Below are 13,766 nucleotides of genomic sequence, written 5' to 3'. Positions count from 1 at the left end.
TTAACTTGGCTTTGCCATGTTGTTGTTCCGGGGTGTGCATTTACTCCCAACTCGCAGTTGGTAGTACTTGCACACGCCATCAGCCCTCGACGACTTCGGCTGCGACCATCCACTGAGCTTCCACGTCGGACTCCTCAGCCAGCACGGCGCGGAGCTCGGCGTCGAGCTTCAGCAGCCGGTCCGGATCGGTCGCGGCCTCGGCCAACGCGGCGTGCAGCTCGGCTTCCTTCTTGTGCAGCACCTCGAGACGCCGCTCCAGCCGTGCCAGCTCCTTGCGGGCGGCACGCTGGTCGGCGGCGTTCGAGGGCGCCTTGTCCGAGGCCGGGGAGGCAGCGGCGTTCTCCCTGTCGCGCAACGAGTCGCGGCGCTTCAGGTACTCCTCGATCCCGCCGGGCAGGTCGGTCAGCCCGCCATCGCCGAACAACGCCACGACCTTGTCGCACACGCGCTCGACGAGATACCGGTCGTGCGAGATCACGACGAGCGTGCCGGGCCACGAGTCGAGCAGATCTTCCAGCTGCTGCAACGTGTCGATGTCCAGGTCGTTCGTCGGCTCGTCGAGCAGCAGCACGTTCGGCTCGGCCATCAGCAGCCGGCACAGCTGCAACCGCCGCCGCTCGCCACCGGACAGGTCCGACACCGGCGTCCACTGCTTCTGCGACGAGAACCCGAACCGCTCGCCCAGCTGCGACGCCGACATCTCGTACTTGCCGAGCACGACGCGCCGCGCGACCTCCTCGATCGCCTCCAGCACGCGCATCGACCCGTCGAGGTCGAGCAGCTCCTGCGAGAGGTGCGCGATCTTCACCGTCGAGCCCTGGATCCGCTTGCCGGTCTCGGGTTCGCGCTCGCCCGCCAGCAACCGCAGCAACGTCGTCTTGCCGGAACCGTTGACCCCGACCAGACCGATCCGCTCGCCCGGCCCGATGCGCCACGTCAGGTCGCGCACGAGCACCCGGTCCGGAATGGACAGTGTCACGTCCTCCAGCTCGATCACCGTGCGGCCCAGGCGCTTCTTGGCGAACGCGAGCAGCTCGACGTTGTCCCGCACCGGCGGCACGTCCGCGATCAACGCCTCGGCGGCCTCGATCCGGTAGCGCGGCTTGGACGTGCGGGCAGGCGCGCCGCGACGCAGCCACGCGAGCTCCTTGCGCGCCAGGTTCTGCCGCTTCTCCTCCAGCACGTCGGCCAGGCGAGTCCGCTCGGCACGCGCGTAGATCCAGTCGGCGTAACCGCCCTCGTACTGCTCGACCTTGCCCTGCTGCACTTCCCACGTGCGGTTGCAGACCGTGTCGAGGAACCACCTGTCGTGCGTCACGACCACGAGCGCGCACTTGCGGGCCAGCAGGTGTTCCGCGAGCCACCGCACACCTTCGACGTCGAGGTGGTTCGTCGGCTCGTCCAGCACCAGCAGTTCGAGATCCTGGATCAACGCGGCGGCCAGCACCACCCGGCGCCGCTCGCCACCGGACATCGTGGAGACCACGGAGTCCAGTCCCAGCGCGGTGATCCCCAGTCCGTCCAAAATGGACCGCACGCGGGCGTCCGACGCCCACTCGTGCTCCGCGTCGAACCCGAGCGGGTCGATCACCGCGTTGCGCACGGTCGAGCCGTCGGGCAGTTCGGTCCGCTGCGTCACGACGGCCATCCGCAGGTCGCGCGACCGCGACACCCGGCCGTTGTCGGACGGTTCCACCCCGGCCAGCACCTCGAGCAGCGTCGTCTTGCCGCCGCCGTTCAGGCCGACGACGCCGATCCGGTCGCCCTCGTTGACGCCGAGCGACACGCCGTCGAGCAGCGGCCGGACGCCGAACGACTTCGACACGGACTCCAGGTTGACCAGGTTGGCCATCAAAACCTCACGACTTAGAAGAAACTGCCCGATGAAGGCTACCTACCAAGTCCAAAGGCCCTGCTTCTGCAGTAACGCGGGGGCCCCGCGCAACCCCGTGGGGTACGCGGGGCCCCCGCGTTACTTCCAGCATGCGGAAAGTGCCACGAACTAGGCGTGCACCTCGGGCGGAGTCGGTTTCGGCTCCTCCGTGGTGATCACGCGAGCGCCGGGCACCGGCCCGTGCGCCACGCGAACAGTCCGGCACACACCCGCACCGGCCAGTTCGGCCGCCACGCGCACAGCCGTGTCGCTGTCCTCGCACAGGAACGCCGTCGTGGGGCCGGAACCGGACACGATGCCGGCCAGCGCACCCGCGTCGACCCCGGCCCGCAAAGTACGGCGCAGGTTCGGGCGCAGCGAGACCGCGGCGGCCTGCAGGTCGTTGCCCAGCAGCAGGGCGAGCTGGCGCGGGTCTCCGGAGGACAGCCCCTCCAGCACCGCCTCGACCTCACCGACACGGGGCGGATCACCCTCCACGCGCAAGCGGTCCAGCTCGTCGAACACGTCCGGAGTGGACAGTCCGCGCCGGTCGAACGCGAGCACCCAGTGGAACTGGTGGCGCGCCAGCACCGGCACGATGCGCTCACCGCGCCCGGTGCCGAGCGCGGTGCCTCCGTACAACGCGAAAGGCACGTCCGCACCGAGCTTTCCGGCCAGTTCGGCCAGCTCGTCGCGGCTGATCTCCAGGCGCCACAACGACGACAGGCCGACCAGCGTCGCCGCCGCGTCCGCACTGCCGCCCGCCATGCCGCCCGCGACCGGGATGGCCTTGCGGATGACGACGCGGACCTTCGGGTCGTCCGGGTCCTTGCCGACGTGCGTCGCCAGCAGGCGAACCGCGCGCCACGCGAGGTTCGAGGCACCCGTGGGCACCTGGTCTGCGCCTTCGCCGTGGCACTCGACGCCGGGTTCGTCCGCCACCGCGACGGTGACCTCGTCGACCAGCGAGAGCGCCTGGAAGATGGTCACCAGGTCGTGGTAGCCGTCCGGGCGCACGTCACCGACGGCCAGGTGCAGGTTGACCTTGGCCGGGACGCGGACCGTGACCGGGGGTGGAACGACTGCGAGCACCATGTCAGCCTACGGGCGTTCTGGGGTCGCGGACTCCTCCCCCGGTCACCGCGAATCTCAAACCGGGATCACCGATCCGTTGTAGGTCTGCTTGATGTAGTCCTTGACCTGCTGCGATCCGAGCAGCTCCGCCAGCTCGCGGATGCGCTTGTCGTCCTTCAGCTCGGACCTGGTCACCAGGCCGTTGGCGTTCGGGTTGCCCTCGGCCTTCTCCAGCGCGAGCGCGTCGGTGGACGGCTTGAGGCCCGCGTCGATCGCGTAGTTGCCGTTGATCACCGACGCGTCCGTGTCCTCCAGCGAACGGGGCAGCTGAGCGGCCTCCAGCGGCACGAACTGCAGGTTCTTGGGGTTCTCCGCCACGTCGCGCACGGTCGGCTGGTCCACGGCCTTGAGCTTGATCAGGCCGTTGGCCTCCAGCAGCTTCAGGCCGCGCGACTCGTTCGTCGCGTCGTTGGCCACGGCGATCTTGGCACCGGAGGGCAGCTCGTCGAGCTTCTTGGCCTTCTTGGAGTACAGCCCCAGCGGCTCGACGTGGACGGGCGCGACCCACTCGACCTTGGCGCCGCTCTCCTTCGTGAACGTCGCCAGGTACGGGACGGTCTGGAAGTAGTTGGCGTCGAGCGAGCCGTCGACGAGCGCCGTGTTCGGCTGCACGTAGTCGGTGAACTCGACGACCTCGATCTTCAGCCCCTTGTCCTTGGCGAGGTTGTCGGCCACGAACTTGAGGATCTGCGCGTGCGGGACGGGCGAGACGCCGACCTTGAGAGTGTCCGAAGAGGACGCTCCACCGGCCGAGCAAGCGGACAAAGCAGTCAAAGCGACCGCGACCAGGGCAGCCTTAATACGCATGACGTTCCTTTTGAGAGTTTCTAGCGGCACTAGGTTTTGAGTACGCGGGGTCCCCGCGTACTCATCTGGGGTACGCGGGGACCCCGCGTACTCAAAAGTCAGACTGAGGCGTGCCGGCGCCGGTCGGACGCACGGGCGGCACGGGTGAAGCCGAGCTGGATCAGCGTCGTGAGCACGGCGAGCCACGCCACGGTGCTCCACAGGATCCGGTCGTTGAAGCGCTGGTAGCCCTCGCGGATGGCCAGGTCACCGAGGCCACCGCCACCGATCACGCCCGCCATCGCGGAGTACCCGATCAGGGCGATCACGGTCACGCCGATCGCGTTGATCAGCGCGGGCAGCGACTCGCGGATGAGGACCGAACGCACGATCCGCAGGGTCGAGGCGCCGGTCGTGACCGCGGCCTCGACCACGGTCACGTGCACCTCGGACAGGATGTTCTGCACGAGCCGCCCGACGAACGGGATCGCACCCACGGCCAGCGGCACGATGACCGCCGTGCTGCCGATGGATCCGCCGACGATCAGGCGGGTGACCGACGTGAGCGCCACGAGCAGCACGATGAACGGCATCGAGCGGCCCAGGTCGGTGACGAAGCCGAGAACGCGGTGCAGCGCCGGGTTCGGCCGCAGCCCGCCCTTGGCGGTGAGCTGCAGCCAAACCCCGACGGGAACTCCGAAAGCGGTGGCGATCACGGTGGAGACGCCGACCATGTACAGCGTCTCCCCGGTGGCCTCGACGAGGTAGCTCACCACGTCGGGCCAGGGTGTTGCAGACCTCACGCAGCTACTCCCTGCGGCCCCTTCAGGGACCTCTGCACAGCGCCGCCGGCCTCGCCGATCCACTCCAGCGCGGAGTCGGACCGCTCGCCGTTCAGGCCGAGGCGGAACCGCGCGACCGGGGTCTCGCCCAGGCGCGTCAGGCCGCCACCGACGATGTTCAACTCGACGCCGAACCGGTGCGCCGCCTCGGGCAGCAGGGCGCCGACCGCGGCGAACCCGACGAGCACGACGTCCGCCACGCGGTCGTAGGCGCTCTCGTTGATCGGGTTCAGGTCGACGGCGGGCAGCAACGCGGAGCTCGTGCGGCTGCCGGCGTCGTTGACCAGGTCGAGCACCTTGCCGTGCTCGACGACGCGGCCCTGCTCCAGCACGGCGACGTCATCGCAGATCTTCCGGACCACGCCCATGTCGTGCGTGACGACGAGAACGGTCACACCCAGCTCAGCGCGCGCACGGTCGAGCACGGTCAGCACGGAACCGGTGGTCTCCGGGTCCAACGCTGACGTGGGCTCGTCGGCGAGGAGAACTGACGGGTTCGCGGCGAGTGCGCGCGCCACGGCGATGCGCTGGCGCTGCCCGCCGGACAGCTGGTCGGGGTAGGAGGCGGCCTTGTCGGTCAGGCCGACGAGGTCGAGCAGCTCGCCCACACGGGTGCGGCGCTGCGGTCCGGGGACGCCGGCGGACTCGAGCGGCAGGGCGATGTTGCCGGCGGCGGTGCGCTGCCGGAGCAGCGAATCCCCTTGCGGCACAACGCCGATCTGCCTGCGGGCGGCCCGCAGAGCCGACCCGTCCAGCGCGGTGATGTCCGTGCCGTCGACGCGGATCGCACCCGAGTCGGGGCGCTCCAGCAGCGCGACGCAGCGGGCGAGCGTCGACTTGCCGGCCCCGCTCGGGCCGACCACGCCGAGCACGGTGCCCGCCTCGACGTCGAGGGTCACGCCGTTGAGGGCGTTGACACCCTGGAAGGACTTGGTGAGGTTTTCGACAGTGATCACTTCTGCTCCACGGCTGCACGCGACGGCACACACGCCTCTGGGGCTGTGCGCGATCGGAGTTTCTGCTCAGGTGTGTGCGCCACTCTTCGGCTGAGTGCGCGTCAAAGGACTTTGAAAAGGCGCCTTAGACGAGGTGGCGACGACATGCAGAAGCGGTGCGGCGGCACTGGTCGACGACTCGCCGGCGCGTCAGCATTCGCGTGGTACCCATGTGATCCTCCATCGGTCCTGGCGTTAGCACCTGCCCGCATCCAGCGGGTGGTTGCTGCGACGTCGTAGAGCCAGGTCTCTCAGTCGCTCCGGATGGCATCTAGCAGTCAACCGGACGGACGTTCGGTTGCGCAAGCCAGAATCCGATTCGTTCGACAGATCACACTGTTGGCCGAAGGATCCCCGGCCTAGACCTCCGCGATCCGGATGAAGTCGATCACGCTCAGCTGCTCGCCCCTGGCCTGCGGGTCGATGCCGGCCTTTTCGAGCAGCTCGTCGACGTTGACGTCGTTCGTGGCCGCCCACCCCTTGAGGGCGGCGCGGAGGGTTTTGCGGCGTTGCGCGAAGGCCGCGTCGACGATCCCGAAGAGCCTCTTGCGGTCCACTGTGGACAGCGGATTTTCGTGGCGGTGGAACGAGACCAGGCCCGAGTCCACGTTGGGAGCGGGCCAGAAGACGTTCCTGCCGACCGGGCCGGCTTTCTTGGCTTTGCCGTACCAGGCGATCTTCACGCTGGGGACGCCGTAGATCTTGCTGCCGGGCTCCGCGGCCATCCGGTCCGCGACCTCGGCCTGGACCATGACGAGGCCCTTTTTGAGGCTCGGCAGCTCGTGCAGCAGGTGCAGGACGACCGGGACGGCGACGTTGTAGGGCAGGTTGGCCACGATCGCCGTGGGTTGGACCGGCAGGTCTTCCCGGGTGACCTTCATGGCGTCCTTGAGGACGACGTGCAGCTTGGCCGCGTTCTCCGGGTCCATCTCGCTGACGGTCCGCGGGAGGCGGTTCGCGAGCGGCGGGTCGATCTCGACGGCCACCAGCTGCTTGGCGCTGGGCAGCAGGGCGAGAGTCAGGGAACCCAGCCCCGGGCCCACCTCCAGGACGACGTCGTCCTCGGTGAGGCCGGCCGCGGCGACGATCTTGCGGACCGTGTTGGGGTCGTGCACGAAGTTCTGGCCCAGCTTCTTGGTGGGTCGGATGCCCAGCTCTTCGGCCAGACGTCTCACTTCGGCGGGTCCCAGCAGGCTCACGTCGTGCATTCTCGCAGGCTGGTTGGTGCGCCGGAGGGCGGGTGCCGCACGCTTCCCGCCCTCCAGCGTCGGCGTCACCAGCGGGACTGGTTCGCCTTGGGCATCGACTACGCGATCCGCGCGTGTCGTTGAGGCTCGGGAGTCACGCTAGCCAGGTCAGGGCGGGCATTTCAGCCCCTGGTCTGGACCAAGCAGAAGGCCGCCCCTGGCGAACCAGGAGCGGCCTCATCAAGCCAAAACCAGGGCGGAGCGGTTTACGGCAGGCCCAGCTTCGCGCGGCAGCCCGGCCATGCGCCGTAGGTGCCGCCCGCGCGGTCGCGGAGCTTGGTCGCGATGGCGATCTGCTGTTCGCGGGTGGCCTGGTGCGGGAGGGCGGCGTAGGCGGTGCCGCCGTTCGCGGCCCAGGTGCCCGCGTTGAACTGCAGGCCGCCGTAGTAGCCGTTGCCCGTGTTGATGAACCAGTTGCCGCCTGCCTCGCAGCCGGCGAGGCGGTCCCAGACCGCGCCGTCGGGCAGCGGCTTGGTGCCCACGGTGACCTTCTTGGGCTTCGGCTCCTTGGTGACCTTGCCGCCGATCTTCTCGCGGCTGATCTCCTTGCCGTTCTTCACGGTCACGCGGTAGGTGGCGATCTGCTCGCCGGCCTCGCCGGGGTCGGTGACCTTCTGCTCGCCCGCGTTCATGTTCGGGTCGTTGGTCTTCTCGACCGGCGGGGCGACGGGCTCGTTCACGTTGATGACCGTGACGCCCGTGCGGGAGATGTAGACCTCGGCGCCGGTGGCGAGCTTCACGTCGGTGCCGGAGGCGACCGCGTCCTCGGGGCCGAGCGAGAGGTTCTCGTTCTTCAGCAGCTCGTCGACAGTGACGGCGGTGGTCTGGATCTCGCGGACCGGGTTCGCGCCGTCGAAGAGCTTGATGTTCTTGCGGGTCTTGACCTCGATGTTCATGCCCTCGAGGGGCACGTCCTGCGAGCCGGGAGCGGAGAACCAGGCGCCCTCGACGGGCACGCCCATCTGCTTCGCGGCTTCCTCGACGGTGACCGAGCGGACCCAGTCCTCCTTGGCCTGGCCGTCGATGCTCATCTTGACCATGCGGCCGCGGTCGAGGGTGATCTTGCCGCCGTCGGAGATCGGGGCGTTCAGCGACGGGGACAGGGCGTCGTGCTCACCGACGACGATGCCTTCCTCCGCCAGGACGTCGCCGACCGTGCCCTCGTAGGAGTGGACGGTCTGCAGTGCACCGTCCACGTCGACCGTGAGGGACTTGTCCATCGCCATGGCGGTCACACCGCCACCGGAGATGGAGACGAGAACCGCGGCGACCGCGCCCTTGAGGAAGCGGCGCTTCCAGTTCGTCACGGTCTGGACGAGGACCTGCGGGTCGCCCTTCTCGTCTTCCTCCGACGGGAGGACGAGGGGCGGCATGATCGTCGTCTCGGCGTTGATGAGCCGGATCAGCTCGTCGACGTCGACGTTCGCCGTGGCGAGGAGCTCGTCGGCGTCCGGGCCGAGCACCTCGAGCACGTCCGCGGGCGAGATGCTCAGCGCACCGGCGGGGAAGCTCGGGTGAGGGTCCATGACACCGACTGCGGTGTTCCCGACCGGCGTGAACCAGTCGGTGTCCTCGTTGAAGTCGTACGGAGCGGCAGTTCTGTCGCTTCCAGACACTGGGTCGATACCTCCATTGCGGAAGCTTGGAGGCCACCGCACAGTTGGCGCTGCAAAGATCATTCGAGGGTTGAGCTCGAAGGTTCCCGGCAACTCCTCCTACGTGGTCTCGCTTCTTCGCGCTTCTGGCATGGGTCCCGCCCCGACTGCGGGCGTGCTCCCAACCGACTGGGTCGGTCCGGGTGGCACGGTCACGGGACAGTAACGGGGTCGCGGACGTTGCGCAAACACCCCCGCCGATGTTGTGACCTCAGTCACCCCATGGGGGTAGGAACCCTTTGCTCCGTTCGTCTTACATCGCATCTCAGTGACCAAGTCCGAACACTCGTTGAGCATTACGGGTGACGGCGGAGCAGAGTTCAGAAAGATCTTCGCCACGGAGAGTGGCCAAATCTCGAACTGTGTAATTCACACAATATGGTTCATTCGGCCGCCCCCTGAACGGATGCGGCGTCAGGAACGGGGCGTCCGTCTCCACCAAGAGCTGATCTTGGGGCACCAGCTGAGCCGCCTCGCGCAGCGCACGGGCGTTCTTGAACGTCACCGGCCCCGCGAACGACAGCACGTACCCCGCGTCGACGCACCGCCGGGCGAAGTCCGCGTCACCGGAGAAGCAGTGGAAGACCACAGTGGACGGTGCGCCCTCGGACTCCAGCACCTTCAGGATGTCCTCGTGCGCGTCCCGGTCGTGGATCATCAACGGCTTCCCGACGCGCTTGGAAAGGTCGATGTGCCAACGGAAAGCCTCGTGCTGGGCAGCCGGCGGCGAGTAGTCCCAGTAGTAGTCCAGACCGGTTTCGCCGATCGCGACCACCCGCGGCAGAACAGCGAGCCGCTCCAGTTCGGACTTCTCGGCGTCACCGAAGGAAGAGGTGCGCGTCGGGTGCACGGCCACCGCCGCGTACACCCGCGAGTCCCAAGTGGACGCCTCGGCGGCCCACTGCGCGGCGGCCAGATCGTCCGCCACGGTGATCACGTGCGAGACCCCGGCGGCCTCAGCCCGGTCCAGAATCTCCGCCACGCCGGCCGCGTCCACAGCTCCGCACGCGTCCAGATGCGTGTGAGCGTCGATCACCGGTGCCGGCAGAGCTGCCGGCACCGGCGGTCGTTCCCGCTTGTCAGTCACTTCTTCTCGGGCACTAGTCGGTGACGATCGGCGCGAACTCGGGCCCGGTCTCGCCCAGCTTCGGGTCGAGCTTCCCGAAGAGGGGCGACGGCTTCTCCAGCGGCCGGCCAACCTCGAGCGGCGTCGACTCCCAGCGAGCCTGCTCGCCGGCGTAGTCACCGGTCAGCACCGGGTACGAGCGGTCGGGCACGTCCAGGTCGGTGACCTCGGTCATCTCCGGCTGAGCCGCCCACACGCCCGTGCCGCCCAGCGCCTCGTGCACCTTCTGCGCCGAGTGCGGCAGGAACGGCGTCATCAGCGTGTTCGCGTCCTGCACGACCTGAAGAGCCGTGTGCAGCACCGAGTCACGGCGGTCCGGGTCGTCCTTGAGCTTCCACGGCTCCTGGTCCGACAGGTACTTGTTCGCCGCCGAGATGACCCGCATGGCCTCGCCGGACGCCTGCTTGAACCGCGAGCGGCGCAGGTGCGCACCCACGACGTCGAAGGCCGCCTTCGACTGGCGGAGCAGCTCGTGGTCTGCATCCGTCAGCGCAGTCGCCTTCGGGATCGCGCCGACGTTCTTGTGCGCCATCGAGATCGAGCGGTTGACCAGGTTGCCCCACTCGTTCGCCAGCTCGAAGTTCGTCCGGCGGACGAACTCCTCCCAGGTGAAGTCCGTGTCCTGGTTCTCAGGGCCCGCCACGGAGATGAAGTACCGCAGCGCGTCCGGCCCGAACTCCTTCAGGAAGTCGCCGACGTAGATCACGGTGCCGCGCGACGTCGAGAACTTCGAGCCGCTCATCGTGAGGTACTCCGACGACACGACCTCGGTCGGCAGGTTCAGCGTGCCGAACCGGCCGGGCTCGCCGCCCTTGTCGCCCGCGCCGTTCTGCCCGAGCAGCAGCGACGGCCAGATCAGCGAGTGGAAGACGATGTTGTCCTTGCCCATGAAGTAGTAGCTCTGGGCGTCTCCCGTCCAGAACTCCTGCCAGGCGTCGTCGTTGCCGGAACGACGGGCCCACTCCACGGACGCCGACAAGTAGCCGATCACCGCGTCGAACCACACGTAGAACCGCTTCATCGGCTGGTCGCGCCACCCGTCGAGCGGGATCGGCACACCCCAGTCGAGGTCGCGGGTGATCGCGCGCGGCCGCAGGTCCTTGATCAGGTTCTGGGAGAACTTCAGCACGTTCGGGCGCCAGTCCGTGCGCGTCGACATCCACGAGCCCAGCGACTCGATGAACGACGGCAGGTCCAGGAACAGGTGCTCGGTCTCGATGAACTTCGGCGTCTCGCCGTTGATCCGCGAGCGCGGGTTCTTCAGGTCGATCGGGTCGAGCTGGTTACCGCAGTTGTCGCACTGGTCGCCACGCGCGCCGTCGTAGCCGCAGATCGGGCAGGTGCCCTCGATGAAGCGGTCGGGCAGCGTCCGGCCGGTCGACGGGCTGATCGCGCCCATCTCGACCTTCGGAATGACGTACCCGTTCTTCCACAGCGCGGAGAACAGGTCCTGCACCACCTGGAAGTGGTTGCCGGTCGTCGTGCGGGTGAAGAGGTCGTAGGAGAGGCCGAGGCCCTGCAGGTCAGACGCGATCACACGGTTGTACTTGGTGGCGAGCTCACGAGCCGTGAGCCCTTCCTTCTCGGCCTGCACCTGGATCGGTGTGCCGTGCTCGTCCGTGCCGCTGACCATGAGCACCCGGTGTCCGGACATTCGCATGTAGCGGGAGAAGACGTCGGACGGGACACCGAAACCGGAGACATGACCGATGTGCCGGGGGCCATTGGCGTAAGGCCAGGCCACCGCGGTCAGTACGGAGGCACTCATGCACATAGCCTACGGAGGCGGTGCCAGCCGCTTTTCACTGCATGGGAGGTCGGTTTGTCCGCGACCAGGATGCTGGTGCTCGGCGTGGTGAAGCTCGTCGGTGAGGCGCACGGCTACCAGGTGCGCCGGGAGCTGACGTCGTGGGCGGCAGACCAGTGGGCGAACGTGCAGCCCGGCTCGATCTACCACGCGCTGAAGTCGCTGGCCAAGGACGGCCTGCTGGAACCGGTCGGGGTCGAGTCCGGCGAAGGGCCTGCCCGCACCACCTACAAGATCACCGCGGCCGGCGAGCACGAGCTGCAGGACCTGCTGAACCACGCCCTGGCCGACGCGTCCGCCGGCAACGACGAGGTCTCCGCGGGCGTGGCGATGATCAACCTCGTTCCCCGCAAGCAGGCGATCGTGTTCCTCAAGAACCGGCTGGCCGGGCTCGAAGGACAGCTCGCGCCGACCCGGCACGGCATCACCTCGATGCCGGAGATGGGCAAGCCGCAGCACGTCAGCGAGCTGTTCCGGCTGTGGCTCGTCCACCTCGAAGGCCAGGTCCGCTGGACGCGGGAGCTGATCGAACGCCTGGAAGCGGGCGAGTACGCGCTCAAGGACTAGTCAAACTTGATTAGTTCCCGCTAGCCTCTAGTCAAAGTTGACTAGAGGGGAATCAGTGATGATCAAGGCACGCGGCCTCGCGCGCCGGTTCACGACGAAGCTCGGCCCGGTGGAAGCAGTGCGCGGGGTCGACATCGACGTTGCCGAGGGGGAGCTCGTCGGGTTCCTGGGCCCGAACGGCGCAGGCAAGTCCACGACTTTGCGCATGCTCACGACGCTGCTGGAGCCGACGGCGGGTGAGGCGATCATCGCCGGGCACGACCTGCTGACCGATCCGGCCGGGGTGCGCCGCAAGATCGGGTACGTCGGGCAGAAGAACAGCGCGAGCGCCGACCAGCGCGTGGCGGACGAGCTGGAGTTCCAGGCCCGCTTCTACGGCCTGGGCAAGCACGACGCCCGCAGGAAGATCACCGAGGTGCTCGAACGCTTCGAGCTGACCGGCTTGGAGAAGCGCGGCGTCATCACGCTGTCGGGCGGCCAGCAGCGCCGGCTCGACATCGCGATGGGCATGCTGCACGACCCGCGGTTGCTGTTCCTGGACGAACCGTCGACCGCGCTCGACCCGCAGAGCCGCCGCAACCTGTGGGACCACATCAAGCAGCTCAAGGCCGACGGCGTCACGGTCTTCCTGACCACGCACTACCTGGACGAGGCCGACTTCCTCAGCGACCGGCTGCTGGTGATCGACCACGGCCTGATCGTCGGCGAGGGCTCACCGGACGAGCTGAAGAACCGCGTCTCCGGCGATCTCGTCGTGCTCGGCAGCCCGCAGGCCTCGCTGGTCGCCGACAAGTTCGAGAACGCCGTCGTGGACGGCGAGAAGGTCAGCTTCCGCATCCCGAACGGCGACCGCGCGTTGCCGGGGCTCCTCCGCGACCTCGACAACATCGGTGTCGAGCTGCACTCCGTCCAGGTCCACCGGCCGACCTTGGACGACGTGTTCCTGACCATGACCGGCCGCTCTCTGAGGGAGGAAGCAAATGTTGCGTGACACCTGGCTCGTCTTCGCCCGCGTGATGCTGCCGGTGGTGCGCAACCCGGTCGCGGTGATCTTCGGGTTGTCCCAGCCGCTGCTCTACCTGGGCCTGTTCGGACCGCTGCTCGGTGACACCGGCTGGCAGTGGTTCGTGCCGGGGCTGCTGGTGCAGATGGCGTTGTTCGGCACGGCCTACGCGGGCTTCTCGCTGCTGCCCGAGGTGCGGGCCGGTGTGATGGAACGGCTGCGGGTCACCCCGGTCAGCCGGATCGCGCTGCTCGTCGGCAGGGTCGGCAAGGACGTGGTGCTGCTCGTCGTGCAGGGCCTGCTGATCGTGCTGGCCGCGATGCTGTTCGGCTTCCGCGCGTCCGCCGGGGAGATCCTGCTCGGGCTCGGACTCGTGGCGTTGCTGGGCGTCGCCATCGGGTCCGTGTCGTACGCCATCGCGTTGAAGGTCAAGCTGGAGTACGTCTTCGCGTCTGTGCTGTCGTCGACCATCGTGCCGTTGATGCTGCTCTCGGGCGTGCTGCTGCCGATGTCCAACGGGCCGAAGTGGCTCTACTGGTTGTCTCGGGTCAACCCGTTGGCCCACGTCGTCGACGCCGAGCGGTCGATCTTCAACACCGGTTCGATCCTGTTCGGCCTGGTCTCGGTGGCCGCGTTGGTGCTGGTGGGCGTCTTCTACGGCGTCCGCACCTTCAACCGCGAGTCCGCTTGAGGTCACGCGGGGGCCCCGCGTTTCCCTGAGGGGAACGCGG

At 68.1% G+C, this 13,766-nt stretch carries 12 protein-coding genes and 1 riboswitch; of the genes, 3 read left to right on the top strand and 9 right to left on the bottom strand.

Features of this window, described 5'->3' with window-relative positions; translation table 11 throughout:
• Positions 1-79: 79 nt before the first annotated feature.
• The 9 genes from ABZX92_RS42025 to metG all read right to left on the bottom strand — a co-directional run bounded on the left by ABZX92_RS42025 (position 80) and on the right by metG (position 11,426).
• Positions 80-1,852 carry an ABC-F family ATP-binding cassette domain-containing protein gene (locus ABZX92_RS42025; protein WP_355571120.1) on the bottom strand — a complete coding sequence of 591 codons (1,773 nt, stop codon included), beginning with the start codon at positions 1,850-1,852 and terminating at the stop codon, positions 80-82.
• A 150-nt stretch (positions 1,853-2,002) separates the two neighbouring features.
• The gene (locus tag ABZX92_RS42020) at positions 2,003-2,968 is read right to left on the bottom strand and encodes a 4-(cytidine 5'-diphospho)-2-C-methyl-D-erythritol kinase (RefSeq protein ID WP_355571118.1); all 966 of its coding nucleotides are present in this window, start codon (positions 2,966-2,968) and stop codon (positions 2,003-2,005) included.
• A 54-nt stretch (positions 2,969-3,022) separates the two neighbouring features.
• Positions 3,023-3,814 (bottom strand): MetQ/NlpA family ABC transporter substrate-binding protein, encoded by a 792-nt coding sequence (locus tag ABZX92_RS42015; protein WP_355571116.1) that lies wholly within the window; start codon positions 3,812-3,814, stop codon positions 3,023-3,025.
• A 98-nt stretch (positions 3,815-3,912) separates the two neighbouring features.
• Positions 3,913-4,596, bottom strand: coding sequence for a methionine ABC transporter permease (locus tag ABZX92_RS42010; RefSeq protein ID WP_355571114.1), 684 nt, complete (start codon positions 4,594-4,596; stop codon positions 3,913-3,915).
• On the bottom strand, positions 4,593-5,591 hold the full coding sequence (locus tag ABZX92_RS42005; protein WP_355571112.1) for a methionine ABC transporter ATP-binding protein: 999 nt from the start codon (positions 5,589-5,591) through the stop codon (positions 4,593-4,595). The genes ABZX92_RS42010 and ABZX92_RS42005 overlap by 4 nt, the downstream gene beginning before the upstream one ends.
• A 216-nt stretch (positions 5,592-5,807) precedes the next feature.
• Positions 5,808-5,901, bottom strand: a riboswitch (SAM riboswitch).
• Between the two features lie 88 nt (positions 5,902-5,989).
• On the bottom strand, positions 5,990-6,838 hold the full coding sequence (rsmA, locus tag ABZX92_RS42000; RefSeq protein WP_355571110.1) for a 16S rRNA (adenine(1518)-N(6)/adenine(1519)-N(6))-dimethyltransferase RsmA: 849 nt from the start codon (positions 6,836-6,838) through the stop codon (positions 5,990-5,992).
• A gap of 245 nt (positions 6,839-7,083) precedes the next feature.
• Positions 7,084-8,493, bottom strand: a complete 1,410-nt coding sequence (locus ABZX92_RS41995; RefSeq protein WP_355571108.1) for a transglycosylase family protein — start codon at positions 8,491-8,493, stop codon at positions 7,084-7,086.
• 304 nt (positions 8,494-8,797) lie between these two features.
• Positions 8,798-9,619, bottom strand: a complete 822-nt coding sequence (locus ABZX92_RS41990; RefSeq protein ID WP_355571106.1) for a TatD family hydrolase — start codon at positions 9,617-9,619, stop codon at positions 8,798-8,800.
• A gap of 13 nt (positions 9,620-9,632) precedes the next feature.
• The gene (metG, locus tag ABZX92_RS41985) at positions 9,633-11,426 is read right to left on the bottom strand and encodes a methionine--tRNA ligase (RefSeq protein WP_355571104.1); all 1,794 of its coding nucleotides are present in this window, start codon (positions 11,424-11,426) and stop codon (positions 9,633-9,635) included.
• Between the two features lie 54 nt (positions 11,427-11,480).
• Between metG and ABZX92_RS41980 the strand changes: the two genes are divergently transcribed.
• The 3 genes from ABZX92_RS41980 to ABZX92_RS41970 are packed head-to-tail and all read left to right on the top strand — an operon-like array spanning position 11,481 to position 13,726.
• The gene (locus tag ABZX92_RS41980; protein WP_355571102.1) at positions 11,481-12,032 is read left to right on the top strand and encodes a PadR family transcriptional regulator; all 552 of its coding nucleotides are present in this window, start codon (positions 11,481-11,483) and stop codon (positions 12,030-12,032) included.
• A gap of 58 nt (positions 12,033-12,090) precedes the next feature.
• A complete protein-coding gene (locus tag ABZX92_RS41975) occupies positions 12,091-13,023 on the top strand; it encodes an ATP-binding cassette domain-containing protein (RefSeq protein ID WP_355571100.1) in 933 nt (310 codons plus the stop codon).
• Entirely contained in the window at positions 13,013-13,726 is a 714-nt protein-coding gene (locus ABZX92_RS41970) for an ABC transporter permease (RefSeq protein ID WP_355571098.1), read from the top strand. Before ABZX92_RS41975 ends, ABZX92_RS41970 begins: the two co-directional genes overlap by 11 nt.
• Positions 13,727-13,766 lie beyond the last annotated feature (40 nt).

Source organism: Lentzea sp. NPDC006480 (genome assembly GCF_040611995.1).
Lineage (GTDB): Bacteria > Actinomycetota > Actinomycetes > Mycobacteriales > Pseudonocardiaceae > Lentzea.
This window is presented reverse-complemented; position numbering and strand designations above follow the sequence as displayed.

Bases quoted from the DNA above. Each gene is read 5' to 3' on its own strand.
- ABZX92_RS42025 (WP_355571120.1), bottom strand. From the start codon at position 1,852: ATGGCCAACCTGGTCAACCTGGAGTCCGTGTCGAAGTCGTTCGGCGTC.
- ABZX92_RS42020 (WP_355571118.1), bottom strand. From the start codon at position 2,968: ATGGTGCTCGCAGTCGTTCCACCCCCGGTCACGGTCCGCGTCCCGGCC.
- ABZX92_RS42015 (WP_355571116.1), bottom strand. From the start codon at position 3,814: ATGCGTATTAAGGCTGCCCTGGTCGCGGTCGCTTTGACTGCTTTGTCC.
- rsmA (WP_355571110.1), bottom strand. From the start codon at position 6,838: ATGCACGACGTGAGCCTGCTGGGACCCGCCGAAGTGAGACGTCTGGCC.
- metG (WP_355571104.1), bottom strand. From the start codon at position 11,426: ATGAGTGCCTCCGTACTGACCGCGGTGGCCTGGCCTTACGCCAATGGC.
- ABZX92_RS41975 (WP_355571100.1), top strand. From the start codon at position 12,091: ATGATCAAGGCACGCGGCCTCGCGCGCCGGTTCACGACGAAGCTCGGC.
- ABZX92_RS41970 (WP_355571098.1), top strand. From the start codon at position 13,013: ATGTTGCGTGACACCTGGCTCGTCTTCGCCCGCGTGATGCTGCCGGTG.